Genomic DNA, 16,211 nt, shown 5'->3' on the forward strand with positions numbered 1-16,211 from the left:
GGAGGGCAGCAAGAAATTTAGACTTGGGGGGCGGGTAAGCTCACCTTCCCACCCATCCTTCTCACCATCCCCCAATCGAACCACCAGAGGTCAGCGATAATTTGAGATTTGGGACCGGCGACTTCAACACAAACCAGATCCTCGAAAACAAGCAACACGAAGTGCTCAGAACGCACCTTTGGCGTCGTTCGACTTTACAAAAACTGGCCGACAGTCAATTTCGTTCGCAAAGCTGCCAATGCGGGGGGTAGAATCGGTTTGCGAGTGGTAATATTTTATTAGCTTTTAACGCACCACCTTAAATTTTTATAACTAATTGTTTTATATTGTTAATTACATAATTTATCAAACCAAAAAAGAGACCATAAAGGCCAACTTTTATCGTACCTAGTTACGTTGCTTACTATCGTATGTATATTACGATATAGGGTACGATATATTGCAACGATTGTTTACACGATATAGCGCCCAACGGAGAGATTTTTTGGCCGAACATCAGCTAAAAATTTCATCGCGTTTTCCCGGGAAGCTGAGGTGAATCATGACCTGCTTCCCACGGCTCGTCCGGTCGCGGACGAGCATCGAGCGGCTACCATATCGCTTGACGCGATGGAGTTCGCAGCAATGTGGGTAGAGGCGAAAAATGGCCGCAGGCTCCGCGTTGACGTGGTATTCGCAAGCACCATTATGCCTAGTTCTCGGAGGACGGGGAGGTTAAGAATGCCAGCCATGAGCAAATTTCAGATGTAAAAAAACCAAGCCCCGTCAGCAAAACTGCGCGGATTTGGTTAACACTACTGAATAGACAAACGAACGTGCTTACGTGTTTGGATGCACATCTAAAAGCATATCTGCGCTTGCTTGGACGAAACTCTGCGGGCAAAGGGGTGATGTTCGTCAACGTTTGGGTATCTTAAAGGCCGCCGCCAGGGCAGCAGCGGTCGCTTCCTTGACCTGCTGCGCCTCTGCTCTTGCCTCTGCTTCTATCCTTGCCGCCGCTTCTGTGGCGGCTCTAGCTGCATCTTGGGCCTTTCGGGTAGCTTCCACCCGTGCCGCGGCCTCTGCGGCTTCACTGGCAGCTTCTTGTTCTCTCCGAGTGGCCTCTGCCTTGGCACGCTCCTGTTCGGCTCTCTTGCGAACTGCCTTAGCCTGTCTTTCAGCCTCCTCCAGCGCTCGCTTATCGGCTGTGTCCTGTCGCTGAAGTTGCCATCTTCTCCTCACCACAACGATAATCAAAACGCTAGAGACCGCGAGCACTGCTGTCGCTAAAAACCGCCATGTATCGCGCCAACGGTAGCACCATTCGGACCACATCTCGTCTCGGTAATTTAACAACGGCCCAACGGTATCGAGCAACTCGTTGCCAATCCGCCAATAGAACGGATGGTTGGGTAGTGGCATAGCCCTGCCACCCTTAAACTGCCGTAGTTGTTCAGTGTTGGTCACTGTTTGGCACAGCGTCGAGTCGTTGCCGACGCACGAGGCGACAGCATCGGCGACGGCCTGTGCTCTGTCTTTGACTTTGGTGCAGTCGCTGCTCTGGCTTGACCCACACAGTTTGAGCGTCTGGGCCAGATCCTCCGCGTTGAAGCTTTTTTCCCAGTCAGAATGCGCGGTGACGTGAATAAGCTCCTGTGCCGGATCCTTCCGGTTGCAGTAGGTAAGTCCACACACAATTAGAGCCACAATTATGATTACTTGCATGGTTCAGTGATCCAGCAGCACAAAGGTAACCTTGTCGTCCAACCAATTGGGGACTTTGTCACATCCGGCTTTTTCCCAATGCTGCCGGTCGTTTTTTTTAAAGATTTGCAGGTCGGCGCCTGGCTGCATGTCCCTCTTGTATCTGCTATAAATCGCAGAGGATTCGGTCACAATGGCAAAGCTCTGGTACTTTGCTGGTTGACCGGTGCTGGTTGGGGACAGGGCGCGAACGATGCCTAGAACGAATAGATAAAAGTTGTGATCCCACTTCGGGCTCAGTTCGATTTCGACGCCCATTTTCTTCCCGTCGGGTAGCAGCCAGATTACGTCGGGGCGTTTTTCGCCGGCCTTGTCGCCCTCCTCATCGATCATTCGTTCTGTCTCGTAGCCGATGATCGTGTCGGCGACCAGCGCATTGATGGTGGCCCGCTGTGCCAGGAGGTAATGATGGATTTGCTGCTGTTTGACCTTTGACGAATCAGCTTCCGGGTACCGAAGCAGCTTCTCGGCCCGACGCTCGGCATCTTGTTGTCCGATCTGACTGAGCGTGTAGATACAACGGGGTAGGCGGCTCTCGGTCTTTTTCTCAACGAGCCAGCCCTTTTCGGAAAGGCCCTTGGCGTAGCCCTTGGCCTGTTGTCCTGCGACTTCGCGAAGAATTTCCGCCGATGAATAGCCCCAGCGGTACACCCACTCAAGCACTTTCCGGCGCTTTTTCTCGCCCCTGGCGCGCGGACTTTCGCCGCCTAGATAGTCGGCGGCTGTTGGGGTTCTCTTTACGTTTCTAGTTTCGTTATTTTGCATCGTCACATATCATCAGTTTATAGGTATGATAGTATATGACGATACTAGGTACGATGCAAACCGACTTAACAAGTCTCTTGTTTGCGTTGTATCGACACCGATAGGAGGTTCCACGCGCAAAGCACGATTTTTGCGATCGGAATCCCACCAAGCACCATCAGGTGGCCGCTTTTTTTTCGGTAAGCTTAGGCAGCATGCGCATCATCCCCTCTGTGATGCTGGTATACACGTCCGCGGGGAAACCAGCTGGGAGCCTTGCACCAACAGCATCAATTGCCCCCGGAACTGCTTGCGCAAGGTGAGCCAGGGTCGCCTCGATGCGGTCGCCGTACCCACACCGTCGAGCTGTTCCTACAAAGTGCCGATACTCGATTTCTCTAAATTTGTAATGGGTCGACTTCCCTTTCCATGCCATGGCCAATTCAGCTTTTTGGAACGCCAACTGCCTTGCGCCCGAGCCAATGATTGGCCATGCGGATAGTACGTCGTATATCGGGGTGAGCTGATAGTCACCGCCAGCGCGCAGGAAGATACTGAAGTTCTTCGCGTGGCCATCGGTAGCGGCCATCAGGGTGAAAACGATTTGCGCGCGGAAGAACGTAGTCAGGTCGTCAGCAGGGGTAAGGGAATTCTGGAGTATCTGGGCAATCTCCAACATACCCGGTCCTCCGTCCTTTTGGTACTTCATCTCACTGTGCCGGCCAAATACTTGGCAAAAATCCTCTTGAGGCAGCCGCAACCAATAGCCTTCATCGGCGAGCCGTCGGTCAAATCGCTCAACCACAAGAGCCTTTTGGTTCCCGAAAACACCAATTTCGCTGGCGGCGACAGGAATATCCAACTCGTCAAGTAGTTGCATACACAACCATTCGTTTTCAACCGATGTGCGCAAGTCCGCACCCATATTGCCAACTAAGCCAAGCGGCAATTTGAAAATGTGCGTGGTCGGGGTCGTCCCATGTGGAAGGCACCATTGGCCGTTGTGACGCAGGAATGCTGTCTTTTCCTGCGCGCCTGCAATCGAAATCCGGAACTCGTCATCCGCGTCGGCAATGCGGGCAAACGTGGCCGCCGGTGTAACCGTGCCGATGAGATGGCCTTCGACCTGCTCATCGGTTAGCGGGGTCGCATGTATCTCGGTAATCCCGGTCGGTACTTCTCCTACCGGCAGCAACTGCAAAGCCCCAACGCAATCACGCCCAATGGCTGTCAGCAGGTCGAACGCGCCCTGCGTGTTGGTATTAAAGCGTGACTGCAGCCGCTGTCGAATTGCGCCATTGTCCGGTAGCAAGTTGTCAAAGTAATGCTCTACAGCCGCACCACGCAATGGAGTATTTTCGAGCGGGAGCGGGAGAGACAAAGACAACGGCCGGCGAACTTCAACGTTGCCCAACCAGGACTGGTCGTAGCAAAATTCCGGCGCAGCGCCTCGCGGTAGGCGCCACTCGCCAACCAGGGCACCATTCATCCATGCAGCAAGCGCGCGCGATTTCGACGGCCGCCCTACCATTTCGCCCTCCTAGGACCCATTGCCGCAGGCGCTTGCGGTTGCTCATCTTTAATCCCGATGTGCAGCTCCAGTCCGAGGCTTGCGGTAAGCAGCAACAGGCGGTCAAACGCTAACAGCGCGGGGTCAGCCTCGACCTGGGAGTATCGAGACTGGCTTAGGCCAAGCTTAAGGGCCACCTCGGCCTGCGACAGCCTTAGTTTTTTGCGCCTGGCCACGATAGCCTGCTGCAACTGCGATGCACTGATGAGTTTTTGCATGGCATTTATTGGGTATTTCAATAATCACATAATATTTGCTTTCCCAATAAAACGCAAGTATTGGCAATACAAATAATTCTAATATATTGATTTTTCCAATATTTTGTTGTTGATACGAAGCGGTTTTGTTGCGTAAATCGAAATTGAGTTGTACTTCACCTTTCCCCAGACGGATTTATGCCAGGGCTACCGTGACGGGTGTTCCGAGATGGGTATCGTCACGACTACATTGTCTCCTTTCGCGGCAGACTCCATGGCCGTACTCGATGCTGCGATGTTGAATTGCGTCGAAATCTGACCCGGGATTTGCACTGAAATATGACCCACCCGATGAGTCGCAGTATGGCTCAAGTTACAGATGAATTTCTAGTTTTCACCTCCTTGTTAGCTTTGGTCGAACTGTTCTTGAAACGGTAACTTTCGTTGCCGGTTTCGACGATATGACAGTGATGGGTTAATCGGTCGAGTAGTGCTGTTGTCATTTTTGGATCCCCAAAGATACTGGCCCACTCCGAGAAACTCAAGTTGGTCGTGATGATTAAACTGGTCTTCTCATAGAGCTTGCTCATGAGGTGAAACAGCAAGGCACCACCGTTCTGACTGAACGGCAAATAGCCCAGTTCATCAAGGATCACCAGGTCAGTATGTACTAGACGATTGGCAATCTGCCCTTGCTTGCCAGCCTGTTTTTCTTGTTCCAGCGCATTCACCAAATCGACCGTTGAGAAGAAACGGACACGCTGATGCGCATGCATGATGGCTTGTACGCTGATGGCGGTAGCCAGATGAGTTTTGCCAGTACCAGGCCCACCGATGAGCACGACATTGTGAGCTGAATCCATGAAGTCTCCACGATGGAGATGTCTGACTAAGGCTTCGTTAGCAACGCTTTGCGTGAAGTCAAAGCCGGACAGATCGCGGTAAGCCGGGAAGCGGGCGATCTTCATTTGATAATTTACGGAACGGACTTCCCGCTCTGCCAATTCGGCCTTAAGCAGGCTGTCCAGAATCGACTGCGCATTGAGATAGGCAGGCGAGTTCTGAGCCGCCAATTCATCAATGGCTTGTGCCATTCCGAAGAGTTTGAGGGATTTCAGGGCTGAGACCATCGCATCAGGCAGCATTTCGGGCCTCCCGCAGGCTGTCGTAACGTGTCACGTTGGCTAAGGGTTCTATCTTCAACAGCAATGCCTGAGGTGCATCGATTGGTGCTGGCGGTGGCAATTCCACCAGTCGCCCGAGCAAATTGAGGACATGCTGCTTTGAGGGAACCCCTGCATCGAGTGCCATCTCGACAGCTGTCAGCACTGCTTGCTCATCGTGATGCAGAACCAGGGCAAGGATCTCAACCATTTCCCGGTCACCGCCGGGTCGTTTCATGAGCGACGATTGGAGGCGCTTGAAGCCATCAGGGAATTCGGCAAAGGGAGCTCCATTTCTCAACGCGCCGGGTTTGCGCTGCAATACCGAGAGATAGTGCCGCCAATCGTAGATGGTCTGGCTGCAGTCATGACGGCGATCAATGATCCGTACGTGCTCCGCGATCACATTGCCTTCGGCAGCCACGACAAGATGGTCAGCATAGACACGCAAACTGACGGGCCGATTGGCAAACGAAGCGGGAACGCTATAGCGGTTGCGCTCGAAGTTAATCAGGCATGTCGGTGAGACGCGCTTGGTGTGCTCAACGAAACCATCAAAGGGCGCTGGCATAGCCATCAACTGGGCTCGTTCATCAGCCCACGCCTCGGCAATCGTGCCTGGCAACTCAGGATGACGCAGTTCTTGCCAGAGCGCCAGACAACGCTGTTCTAACCAGGCATTGAGTGCCTCAAGATTCTCGAAGGACGGCGCACCTTGCCAGATGCGATGTCGGGAGTCCTGAACATTCTTCTCAATTTGCCCCTTCTCCCAACCAGAGGCCGGATTGCAGAACTCGGCTTCGAACAGGAAGTGGCTGACCATGGCCTTGAATCGGGTGTTGATATCCCTGGCTTTGCCTCTCCTGATCCGATCAACGGCGGTCTTCATGTTGTCGTAGATCCCGCGCCGAGGAACACCTCCCACCATACGAAAGGCATGGTTGTGAGCATCGAACAGCATTTCGTGCGTCTGTAGCGGATAGGCCTTCAGAACAAAGGCCCGACTGTACGAGAGTTTGAGCTGGGCAACCTGAAGTTTGGTCTTCACGCCGGCAATCACTGCCCAATCTTCGCTCCAGTCGAACTGGAAGGCTTCGCCGGGGGCAAAGGTCAGTGGAATGAAGGTGCCACGTCCGGTCGTCCCTGCAGCCTCCCGCTGCGCTTGCCGCCAATTTCTGGCAAAAGCAGCCACACGGTCATAGGAGCCTTCGTAACCCAGTGAAGCCAGGTCAGCATAAATCTGTCGGAGGTTTCGCCGCTGCTTACGGTTCTTCTTTGCTTCTGTCTTGAGCCAAGCAGCCAGCTTCGGCGCAAACAGATCAAGTTTGCTCGGACTATGCCGGTCCGGATATTTCGGTTCGACAATCCCTGTGCTCAGATACTTGCGGATTGTGTTCCGGGACAAGCCCGTTCGCCTGGCAATTTCCCGAATGGCCATGCCATCCCTCAGGTGCCAGCGCCTGATTACGCTTAATAACGCCACGTCGATCACTCCTAATCCCCCACTCGTTCCCGAGTAGGTCAGTGTCTATACGTGGGTCAAAATTCGATGCAAATCTCTGCGACTAATGGGTCAGTTTTGCGTGCAAATCAACAATTTAAGGAAAGACCGCCTTTAAGCCATTTAGCGGCAAAAGTTCATTTAATACGTAGTTACGATGAACTTCGGCGGCTCGAATAAATGTAAACAGAGGACTGGAGTGGACTTCGGTGCTGCTCAACGTATGCATGTGATCTATTTCCGAGTCGTAGCCTACTGGGTCATATGTCGGAATAGCAGCCTTGCCTGGGTTGGCAAATACAAGGCCTTCCCGTGCAGCCGTCTGCCAGGCGTCAATTCTTTCTTCCATAGTCCCTTCACAAGAGAGAATTTCGCGAACGGCCTCCTTGATTGCCGAAAACACAATCGGATCTCCATTAGAAAACTCTGGCCTGCGCTTACCAAACTCAAGAAACATCGTATGCAATTTTTCGCAAGCAGCAAGGAACGTGTCTTGGTTATTGCGAAGATCTGAATCTCGCCCATCGCTATAGCGGAAGCGCCAAGTCAAATAAGGTCGATCGGGAAATGTTGCAGCACCGCCGTGCCCAAGTTTTGTGAGTAATTCCGCACCTTGTCCTTTGCATGCATCCCAGAAATCGGAAGCCTTTTCCCATACGTAATTCCGGAGACTGGATGATTTGATGCTCAAATCGAAAGATCTACCATCCACTTCATTCATTACGTTCGATATCCCGGAAAAACCAAAATGTGCAAACGTATCGGCATAGACATGTGCGGTAATGCCGATAAGAACCAGTCCAAAGTCTTCGTTCGACAGATCCAGATGATGTGCCACCATCGTTTGTGCGACCTTACTGTCCTTCCTGCAGATCATTCTCTCGGCGATCGTTGTTCCTTCACAACCGGGCAAGAAATGAAAAGGAGACCAAACATGCCGCTGATCTTCGTGGTCAACATTTTGAGCTGTATCCTTTACGGTTTCGACAGTGAGCGTAATCCCATGCGCAGTGGCACGGCAACCAACATAAGCGTTGTCCGCTAATTCCTTTGAAACACCTTTGAAATCGTCCACATATTGAGCTGCCGTGGCAATAATCATTGCAGCCTCTGGTTTTATTCCCGCTGCACGAGCCAATGCGTAGGTTCCGTAATAATGCATATCTGTCTGCATGGTTAACCTCCAAGAGTTGAGATTGATTGCTGCTAACAATCATCGATGGGGAAGCATTTACCAATTCAAATCACACAGCACATCGAGCACTTGACTTTGCCATTTTTCAATGGTGACGAAGTCATAATTATAGTCACGCAACAGGGGGCTCCTTTGAACTTTTACTGCGCTTTGTCGGAAGTGACTGCAGTGATTCGAATAGTCGCTCAGCATATACATAACCCATAAGCTTTACGGATCTATCATTAAAATAGATCCATGACAGAAGAAGTGTGGTGGCAACCGCTAAGGTCATCCCGCCGGCCAAATCGGGGGTTGCCAACTTCGTCATGTCAACAGCCAGTGGATTGAGTTGCAATGCACCACTCAGCACCAAACCAACAAGGAAACTAATGAAGCAGGACAGAACACCGATTGGTCTTACGGCAAGCATATTTCGATGGAATCCGTAAGCAATGTTTTCCTTCAGCAAGAGAGCATGATTTTTTCCCCGGGTCATTTCTCTCAACAGGCGAGTAGCGCCGATGTACGCGTCATCTGCCGCGACCGGATTTGCCAGTTCCTCTTCTGCCGTTGGCAATATGATGCCCAACTTAAGGCGAATATCTTTGTGGTATCTTGATTTGCTGAGGCTATCCAAAAAGCTGTCGCGGTGACGCAGTATCAGCGTCGTCGGCATTCCGCCCCAACGCTCTACAAGTTTTTCTTCAAGGCGCTTACCCATACCACGCGCGATACTGGCCAATGCATGGACAGCTCCGCAACTGACAACAAGACCAAGCAATGTCGTCATGACCGGATTTTTAGGCCCGAAAATCCATAGCAAAGGTACTAACAGCGGAAGCACCACCAATAATCCCGGGAAAACCCGAGCCTTCCGTTCGTATGGATCTTTAAATTGATTTAGGAATGTAGAGATATTCATACAATCACAGTCATGTAATGGCAGTCACTCGATTCGCCCCTCCTTAACAAGCGCTGCATACCCATTGGGGTGCCTTATCAGCATGACAACGGCACCTCTCAGCAATCCTTCGATTGATTTAGCTGTCGCTTGATCGACTGAGGACGGCCCGCTCGGTTGCAAATGACTATGCCATGTTCCCAAGCACCCTAAAACATTCGCCCCCTGGCTGTCATAGGATGAGATCTGACTTTTCAGACCGTCCACCCCTAAGATGAATTGGGTTGGCGATCGTGAGCTATCCGGCGGCGGTGGGAGAACATCCACGATGGTCACTTCTCGTTGAATTTGAGAGCAGCGTCCAACGATGAGACCGCCTGTTTCACTCCCAGAATGACGGACTACATCTTCTAAAATTTTTTTATGCGCCGTATCCAGAACCCTCACGCTCCAACCAGACAAGCCTGAAGTCTCGGCAATATGTGTCTTCCCAACCACCCAATGCCGCCATCTCACCGAAACTCGATCGGCATCAAGGAACCCGATGCGAACCATTCCTTCGTCAGGCAAGGACCCGACTTGAGCATCCAAGATGAGTTGTGACATGCCAGCTGCGAAAAGTGAAACACGCGCATCAGACATAGGTAGAGTCACCGAATTGCAACCGACCCCAACGTGCAATAAGGCTTCAGAAGGATCCAAAGGTTTCTTGAGGCAATTGGACTTGCGTAATTCTTCATACACAAGGCACATGAGATCGCCGCAGTTCGCGCTCCGCTGATTGCCTTCCACAAGAAAAATTCCAATTTCGCCCTGATTAGTCAGGCACCCCTCGATAACACGTGCCTTAAATGCGCTCTTGATCAAATAGTGCCGTACCGCATGTGATCCGGTGGTATTGATCAGCAAATTTCCGGCTCCGGACAACACTTCCTTCAGCGGACTCTTTTCCGGATCGGCCGTGATTATGTCGCCATTGAATACCTTGGGCTTTTTCAGGTTGAAGGTTCCGATCTCGTCGGCAAGGGCTTCACTCTTTGTGCGCAGAATGCAGTGGCGAGGAAAGAGAGCATGGCGTGCAACATTGTGTGGAGCAAGTTCTTCTGAATCGATCAGTAGGGAGGGTGGAAATCCGGCTCTTGTCGCATGAAGCACCAGCTTAGAGCCAAGGCTACCGCAACCAAGAAAACTTACAAAAGACTCATCAACCGTTGTTGGCATACCCGAGGTACGTCGCAGAAGGTCTTTACTGGTCGGTATCAGGAATGCAACCGACGATACCTGACACGATTTGTCCGATAGCCCTACTGACATAGGAACGTCCGCGCGATAACAAAGGAATTCGTACTCTGTTGTGAAACCGATGACCGTTGCTGGACGGCGAACAGGAAAGACGATGAATATGGGATGTTGATACTTAATTTTGAATTGTTTGACGGCGTAGTTCAGATTGGACGCGAATTCGTCGAACGATTTTTGGCACCCAAGTTCATTGGCACGGGTGGCGAGATCCCCTGCGCAGTTAACGGTATCCGGCAGGTACTGATCGATTACCTTAGGTTGTCCGGACTCGGTTGATGACGGCCAACACACCGCCATCAGCGACTGACCTTCGATAATGTCATTCGAAGTACGCTGATCATGAATAATAGATCGCAATTGATCTGCCAGAATTGTTGCCCCGGGCCATCGACGGTGTTCGGATGTCAGGGATGCATTGCCACTCTTTTCCCGCCAGCAATTGATAGAAAATAACTGATGTTTTCCAAGGATATGCGAGGAGAGTAGTTCTTCCGGATCAACATACATCATGTTCCGAAGATTATTTCGTCGCATGGGCTCCCACCCCTGCACGAGATTCATCAAACTCTGGCGGCCGGCATTTTTTAGCCATTCAGCCATCTGGTTAATGAGGCTGAACAATCCTTCTGCATGTAGCAGTTCAGAGATATCGCCTGCCAAAATACAAGGGGGGATCGGATCCCCTGGGCGATGGGGATTGATATGCGGCAACCTGGAATTGAAGTCAGCTCGCAAGAAAAAGCGAGGCGCTCGATCAGGATAATTTTCAGGAAAATGGATTGTTACAACTTCGCTGGCACGAACTCCATCCGGACTTTCCCCTATTTTTGCCCAACGCGATGGCAAGCGAGTATCGAACGTCGCCTCGATGACATAAGTGCCGTCATCCAAATGCCTAGGACCAGTAACATTGAAGACCGCCTCATGAGCCTCGACGACTCTGAGTGCGTCCTCAATCTGCTGTGGAAGGGCCACCATCAGCGCCATCTGTCATCCGTGAACTCGCGGTTGCGAAGCAAAAGCGGAGATCGCACTGGCCGCAGTGGCAGATTTCGATGGCTTATTGCTGGGCTTGCCCAGACCACCTGCGGTCACCTCAAACATCAGAGGTGCAGGATCTTCAGATGTCGGATAGCGAGCCGTGTTGTAAAACTCGCCAGCGACATCATCGAGGATGGATTGATACTCCTCTTTGGCGCGGATACACGGCGGATCAACATCGTCGTCCTTGATCTCGTTAGAACTGGCAACAATGACAGCCCCTCCGTACGCCTGGGACAAAGCATTACGTGCGTCTTCTGATACCTCGGCCTTACGGCGTTTATCACCCCAACTATCATTGGAGAGACTGTGCCAAGAACAATGGTGCGGGGTGCTCAATAGATCATACTTGAGGGTATCGGGACTTGATTCATACTTCTGCCACAGACGCTCCCAGATCAGTACTTCGGCAGCGCCCCCCGAGAGAAAGCGTACGGCATCAGAAACTTTGCCAACGCCGATGGTGTACTTGAAAATGACACTAGATTCATTTTTCGAGAGTTCCTGATCATCGTCCTCATTTTCTGCAAGAAGCGGCCCCAAAAGAAGCGCACCAAAATTCGACTGAGCTTTGCCGGCGACCTCTGAAATGGTCTTTTCCGGGCAAACCAAAATGTCTTCAAGTCCGTCAGTCTTGCCGTTCTGGTCTTCTCCGAGAACAAGGATAAGATCACCGTTCTCGCCAATTCCATGTTCCCTGAATAAATTAACGCGACGGCGTGCTTCCTTGTTCCAAGCTTTGGCATCGTCACACAAAGTATGCTTACTGCTAGCCCGACGGAAAATCAGGGGGGATGACCACATTTCCCGGATAACTATTTTTTTCGGCTCGGCGTTGTTGTCATAGTCCGCAAGCGCCCCCAGGTGAAAATGCTTTTCCAGTCCCCGGCAATGATCTTCATCCGGGTGGCTAAGTACCATCGCATCAATATATGGCCTGCCTTTTTCGTCTGTCGTCAGGCGATCGCGCAGATCTTTTGCAACATCGCGCACATCATCGCTCGGTTCGCGAATATTGATATCGACCAGGATGCGCGTACCACTCTCGAGCTCAAGGAGCGTCATGTCGCCGTTACCAACGGGAAAGAAGGTGATATTGGGTACAGCCATTACTTTCTCCTTGTAGAACTGAATTCATCTTGAATCAGAAGGCAAAAGCAGCTATAAAAACCGTATGTCGCTTCCGTAATCAAAAGTTCGGGATAACGAACACGGGCAAATGATGGGCGCAATGTTCACTAAAGTCAACCATAAAGTTCGGAGTAGTGGTAAATTCCGCCCCGGCTTGAAATTGGAGAAGACTGATATGGCGACTAGGCTTGGAGATAAGCTCCGTGAATTACGCAAGACACATGGTTTCACACTCGAAAAGCTCGCCGACGCGGCAGGGCTCTCAAAAAGTTACTTGTGGGAACTTGAAAACAGGGACTCGCAACGACCGTCAGCAGAGAAATTGAAAGCATTGGCCGATGTGCTAGGTGTTAGCGCAGCATTTTTTCTTGAAGATGATGTGCGGGAACCCGAAGAACGTCATAGAGACGAGGCGTTCTACCGTAACTATCAGCAACTTGATGCGCCAGCAAAAGAGCATCTGCGCCTTATTTTGGAGACTTTCAAGAAGAAATCGTGAGCACTGAAATCCGTACGGCCACTAAAGAGGCCACGCGTCTAACAAAAATTCTGGATGTCTTTCATCAGACTCACGGTGGTGATCGTTACCCCGTGAATGTCGAAAAACTGGCACTGGACTGTGCGTCCCTGTTCCAATGGAAGGATCCGATTGCGGAAGTCAGAGGGGCCAATATTGCTGGATTTGATGGCGGATTATTTAAAGACTCAGATTCTGACCGCTGGCTCCTCTTGTATAACCCGGCAGTTGACCCAGCTGGACGTATCAGGTTTACCCAAGCACATGAACTCGGGCACTACATCCTTCATAGACAGATAAAGAATGTCTTCGAATGCAGTGAAGAAGACATGCTCAACTGGGACCCCAAAAAAATTGATATCGAATCCCAGGCAGACAAATTTGCATCGCACCTACTGATGCCACTGCACGATTTCAGGTCACAAACGACAAATACCGTAGATTTGGGGTTTCTGGGGCATTGCGCAGATCGTTATGGGGTATCACTAACGGCAGCAATTCTTAAATGGCTGGAACACACCGATCAGAAAGCGGTTGTCATTCATTCACGTGATGGCTACATGAATTGGAGTTGGTCAAGCCAGCCCGCACGAAAAGCCGGCGCGTTTTTCAAGACCAGTGGTCCTCCTGTTCCGGTGCCAGACGGTTCTCTGGCTTCAAATACGTCAGTAAGACATGAAAAGGTTGGACTGCCGATAGCTGCTCAGGTGTGGTTCGAACATGCAGATAAATCCATGCCCCTTCGCGAGATGAAACTGTCTTCTGAACGTTATAACAATGTACTGAGCTTATTGATCCTGCCACGATATGCGGAAGTCTGGAGACCTAGGAAATAAGTCGTCGTATATGATGCACACGACCAACAAGTAACTTCCCTATGAAAGAGCAAATCCGAGAATTACCCGCAGGCTAACCGGCCTTCATTCGGAGTCTGTTCATGTGGCCGGTAGCGAACGCTCAACGCGACTGCTCACAGGAAAGTGCTCGGCCATTGCCGACATTCGGTTTGCTGACAGACTGGTCCGCAATAGTCCGCCAAGCAGTCTTTCTGACCATACCTAACAACTGTGTATGGCCAACCCACTTGGTAGCAGAGGCACCAATCGCTTCCAATATCCAATCAGCGTTTATACGACAAAGACAATAGTCCGCAGCGATCGAGCAAAGGCAACGCTAAGCACTCAAACCATCAAGCTCTGATTGAAGGCGAACGTTTCTTACCGCTTTGGCGAATTCAGGTAAACTTGAGGGCTACTTGGTCAGAGAGACGGTCAAGCCGACCTCCCACAACGAGTCGTAGCACTCAGGCGATTTCATGCTCAAATTTTTTGCCGTGATTTTTTTCGGATTATTGCCATGTTTGGCAAGCGCCGATGTTTCCGTGCGCGATGACTCTGGCTCCGTAGTTCGTCTTGCACGCCCTGCTCAACGAATTATTACGTTGGCCCCCCACCTCGTTGAGACTGTCTTTGCAGCGGGTGCCGGCTCACAACTGGTGGGGACGGTCGAATACAGCTCGTTCCCAGAAGAAGTCAAAAAGGTTCCCCGCGTAGGAGGCTATTCAAGACTAGATCTTGAGGCTGTGGTTGCACTGAAACCTGATTTGGTAATTGCTTGGCAGAGTGGTAACTCGCCGGCTCATGTTGAAAAGTTGCGTCAACTTGGGTTGCCAATATATATCTCACAACCCAATCGGATCGAAGATATTGCAAGCGAAATCGAGCGCATCGGGGTGCTGGCAGGAACCACCAAGATAGCGTCTAGCGCCGCAAAGTCGTTCCTTACACGACTAACGGGACTACAGACCCGTTATGGCGGCCGTCCAACGGTACGAACGTTTTACCAAGTCTGGCACCAGCCCTTGAAAACGATTGGTCGAACGCAAATTATTTCTAACGTTATTCGTATGTGTGGTGGCGAAAACGTATTTGGCAACCTGGACGTTATGGCGCCAGAGGTGACCGTGGAGGCCGTGCTGGCTGCCAATCCCGAGGTAATCATCGCAAGTGGTATGGGAGAGGCTCGCCCAGAATGGTTGGATGAATGGAAGTTACGTACAGGTCTAATAGCTGCACAGCGACAGAACCTCTTCTTTATTCCACCAGATCTTATACAGCGACATACTCCACGGCTATTGGATGGCGCTGAGCAATTGTGTCGACACCTTGAGACAGCTCGGACGAAACGCCCGTCCGGCGCCGCGCGCTGACACACAACTGAAATTGTATCCATGCAGACACGTAGCCGAGCGTTGTTGATCCTTGCCACCTTAACGATTATGGCAATTGGTAGCCTGACTCTGGCATTGATGCTCGGAAATATTCATGTATCACCAAAAGAACTTGTGTCGGTGCTGTTCGGGAACGGCAACGATCTGGCAAGAGAGGTTGTGCTCAAGCTGAGACTACCGCGTGCGCTAGCAGGCTTGGGATGCGGTGGTTTGTTAGCGGTTTCGGGAGCATTACTTCAAGTGTTGCTGCGAAACCCGTTAGCAGACCCATACGTGCTTGGGATTTCAGGCGGCGCAAGCGTTGGGGCTCTGCTTGTCATGCTCTTCGGAGTCGCCGGTGGTATCGGCGTAAGTTCTGCGGCGTTTCTTGGCGCGTTTTGTACGATGTTTATCGTTTTCGGTCTTGCCCATGGCGACGGTAGTTGGACACAGGCTCGACTATTGCTCACGGGTGTCATCGTGGCTGCCGGATGCGGTGCAGCGGTGGCGCTGATGCTTTCTATTGCGCCCGACCACAAGCTACATGGGATGCTGTTCTGGCTGATGGGTGATCTCTCGCAGTCCGGGAATCCAACATTGATTCTCGGCGCATTGGTTTTAGTCGTCCTGATTGCATTGCCCTTTGCTCGCGAACTCAATCTCTTGGCGCGTGGTTCGGATATTGCACAATCGCTCGGTGTTGCGATCAAGCGATTACGTTTTGCCATTTATGTTCTCGCCTCCCTCGCCACTGCGTCAGCTGTCACGCAGGCTGGATCAATCGGCTTTGTCGGTCTAATCGTGCCCCATTTGGTTCGACTCGCCATAGGCAACGATCAGCGAGTGCTCTTGCCTGCCTCCGCTCTGGCCGGAGGGAGTTTGTTGGTCGTTGCAGACACACTGGCACGTACCGTCATCGCGCCGCAGCAACTGCCTGTCGGCGTTCTGACCGCACTGATCGGTGTTCCGGTCTTTCTCTTTCTGCTCGCACGCGACTCGCAGACAGGGAAGTGAT

14 protein-coding genes are annotated in these 16,211 nt (G+C 51.5%); 4 read left to right on the top strand and 10 right to left on the bottom strand.

The features are described from left to right. Positions 1-897: 897 nt before the first annotated feature. The 10 genes from BLR25_RS10645 to BLR25_RS10690 all read right to left on the bottom strand — a co-directional run bounded on the left by BLR25_RS10645 (position 898) and on the right by BLR25_RS10690 (position 12,449). Complete coding sequence (locus BLR25_RS10645) at positions 898-1,704, bottom strand: hypothetical protein (protein WP_091937406.1); 807 nt, start codon at positions 1,702-1,704, stop codon at positions 898-900. Between the two features lie 3 nt (positions 1,705-1,707). Next, positions 1,708-2,508, bottom strand: coding sequence for a hypothetical protein (locus BLR25_RS10650; protein WP_091937407.1), 801 nt, complete (start codon positions 2,506-2,508; stop codon positions 1,708-1,710). Positions 2,509-2,665: 157 nt separating this feature from the next. Then, entirely contained in the window at positions 2,666-4,018 is a 1,353-nt protein-coding gene (locus BLR25_RS10655; RefSeq protein ID WP_091937409.1) for a type II toxin-antitoxin system HipA family toxin, read from the bottom strand. Then, positions 4,012-4,275 carry a helix-turn-helix domain-containing protein gene (locus BLR25_RS10660; RefSeq protein ID WP_091937410.1) on the bottom strand — a complete coding sequence of 88 codons (264 nt, stop codon included), beginning with the start codon at positions 4,273-4,275 and terminating at the stop codon, positions 4,012-4,014. Before BLR25_RS10660 ends, BLR25_RS10655 begins: the two co-directional genes overlap by 7 nt. A 347-nt stretch (positions 4,276-4,622) precedes the next feature. After that, on the bottom strand, positions 4,623-5,399 hold the full coding sequence (gene istB / locus BLR25_RS10665) for an IS21-like element helper ATPase IstB (RefSeq protein WP_091937412.1): 777 nt from the start codon (positions 5,397-5,399) through the stop codon (positions 4,623-4,625). Further along, on the bottom strand, positions 5,389-6,909 hold the full coding sequence (istA, locus tag BLR25_RS10670; protein ID WP_091937414.1) for an IS21 family transposase: 1,521 nt from the start codon (positions 6,907-6,909) through the stop codon (positions 5,389-5,391). Before istA ends, istB begins: the two co-directional genes overlap by 11 nt. 106 nt (positions 6,910-7,015) lie before the next feature. Further along, positions 7,016-8,092 (bottom strand): DUF6765 family protein, encoded by a 1,077-nt coding sequence (locus BLR25_RS10675; protein WP_091937416.1) that lies wholly within the window; start codon positions 8,090-8,092, stop codon positions 7,016-7,018. A gap of 133 nt (positions 8,093-8,225) precedes the next feature. Further along, positions 8,226-9,017, bottom strand: coding sequence for a hypothetical protein (locus tag BLR25_RS10680; protein WP_091937418.1), 792 nt, complete (start codon positions 9,015-9,017; stop codon positions 8,226-8,228). 24 nt (positions 9,018-9,041) lie between these two features. Then, complete coding sequence (locus BLR25_RS10685; protein ID WP_091937420.1) at positions 9,042-11,285, bottom strand: anti-phage 6A-MBL system cap2_3 protein; 2,244 nt, start codon at positions 11,283-11,285, stop codon at positions 9,042-9,044. A gap of 3 nt (positions 11,286-11,288) precedes the next feature. Next, entirely contained in the window at positions 11,289-12,449 is a 1,161-nt protein-coding gene (locus tag BLR25_RS10690; protein ID WP_091937422.1) for an anti-phage 6A-MBL system MBL-fold protein, read from the bottom strand. Positions 12,450-12,558: 109 nt separating this feature from the next. Here BLR25_RS10690 and BLR25_RS10695 point away from each other — a divergent pair, with 109 nt between their 5' ends. The 4 genes from BLR25_RS10695 to BLR25_RS10710 all read left to right on the top strand — a co-directional run bounded on the left by BLR25_RS10695 (position 12,559) and on the right by BLR25_RS10710 (position 16,210). After that, positions 12,559-12,969 carry a helix-turn-helix domain-containing protein gene (locus BLR25_RS10695; protein ID WP_245715528.1) on the top strand — a complete coding sequence of 137 codons (411 nt, stop codon included), beginning with the start codon at positions 12,559-12,561 and terminating at the stop codon, positions 12,967-12,969. Next, positions 12,966-13,823, top strand: a complete 858-nt coding sequence (locus BLR25_RS10700) for an ImmA/IrrE family metallo-endopeptidase (protein ID WP_218122702.1) — start codon at positions 12,966-12,968, stop codon at positions 13,821-13,823. The genes BLR25_RS10695 and BLR25_RS10700 overlap by 4 nt, the downstream gene beginning before the upstream one ends. Positions 13,824-14,302: 479 nt before the next feature. Then, complete coding sequence (locus tag BLR25_RS10705) at positions 14,303-15,196, top strand: cobalamin-binding protein (RefSeq protein WP_091937426.1); 894 nt, start codon at positions 14,303-14,305, stop codon at positions 15,194-15,196. Positions 15,197-15,217: 21 nt separating this feature from the next. Next, positions 15,218-16,210: a FecCD family ABC transporter permease gene (locus BLR25_RS10710; RefSeq protein ID WP_091937428.1), complete on the top strand. Its 993-nt coding sequence runs from the start codon at positions 15,218-15,220 to the stop codon at positions 16,208-16,210. The last annotated feature ends 1 nt before the right edge of the window (position 16,211 follow it).

The organism is Propionivibrio dicarboxylicus (genome assembly GCF_900099695.1).
GTDB lineage: Bacteria > Pseudomonadota > Gammaproteobacteria > Burkholderiales > Rhodocyclaceae > Propionivibrio > Propionivibrio dicarboxylicus.

Excerpts from the sequence above, each read along its gene's own strand:
- BLR25_RS10645 (WP_091937406.1), bottom strand. The coding sequence starts at position 1,704 with ATGCAAGTAATCATAATTGTGGCTCTAATTGTGTGTGGACTTACCTAC.
- BLR25_RS10650 (WP_091937407.1), bottom strand. The coding sequence starts at position 2,508 with ATGCAAAATAACGAAACTAGAAACGTAAAGAGAACCCCAACAGCCGCC.
- BLR25_RS10655 (WP_091937409.1), bottom strand. The coding sequence starts at position 4,018 with ATGGTAGGGCGGCCGTCGAAATCGCGCGCGCTTGCTGCATGGATGAAT.
- BLR25_RS10660 (WP_091937410.1), bottom strand. The coding sequence starts at position 4,275 with ATGCAAAAACTCATCAGTGCATCGCAGTTGCAGCAGGCTATCGTGGCC.
- istB (WP_091937412.1), bottom strand. The coding sequence starts at position 5,399 with ATGCTGCCTGATGCGATGGTCTCAGCCCTGAAATCCCTCAAACTCTTC.
- BLR25_RS10675 (WP_091937416.1), bottom strand. The coding sequence starts at position 8,092 with ATGCAGACAGATATGCATTATTACGGAACCTACGCATTGGCTCGTGCA.
- BLR25_RS10680 (WP_091937418.1), bottom strand. The coding sequence starts at position 9,017 with ATGAATATCTCTACATTCCTAAATCAATTTAAAGATCCATACGAACGG.
- BLR25_RS10685 (WP_091937420.1), bottom strand. The coding sequence starts at position 11,285 with ATGGCGCTGATGGTGGCCCTTCCACAGCAGATTGAGGACGCACTCAGA.
- BLR25_RS10690 (WP_091937422.1), bottom strand. The coding sequence starts at position 12,449 with ATGGCTGTACCCAATATCACCTTCTTTCCCGTTGGTAACGGCGACATG.
- BLR25_RS10695 (WP_245715528.1), top strand. The coding sequence starts at position 12,559 with ATGATGGGCGCAATGTTCACTAAAGTCAACCATAAAGTTCGGAGTAGT.
- BLR25_RS10705 (WP_091937426.1), top strand. The coding sequence starts at position 14,303 with ATGCTCAAATTTTTTGCCGTGATTTTTTTCGGATTATTGCCATGTTTG.
- BLR25_RS10710 (WP_091937428.1), top strand. The coding sequence starts at position 15,218 with ATGCAGACACGTAGCCGAGCGTTGTTGATCCTTGCCACCTTAACGATT.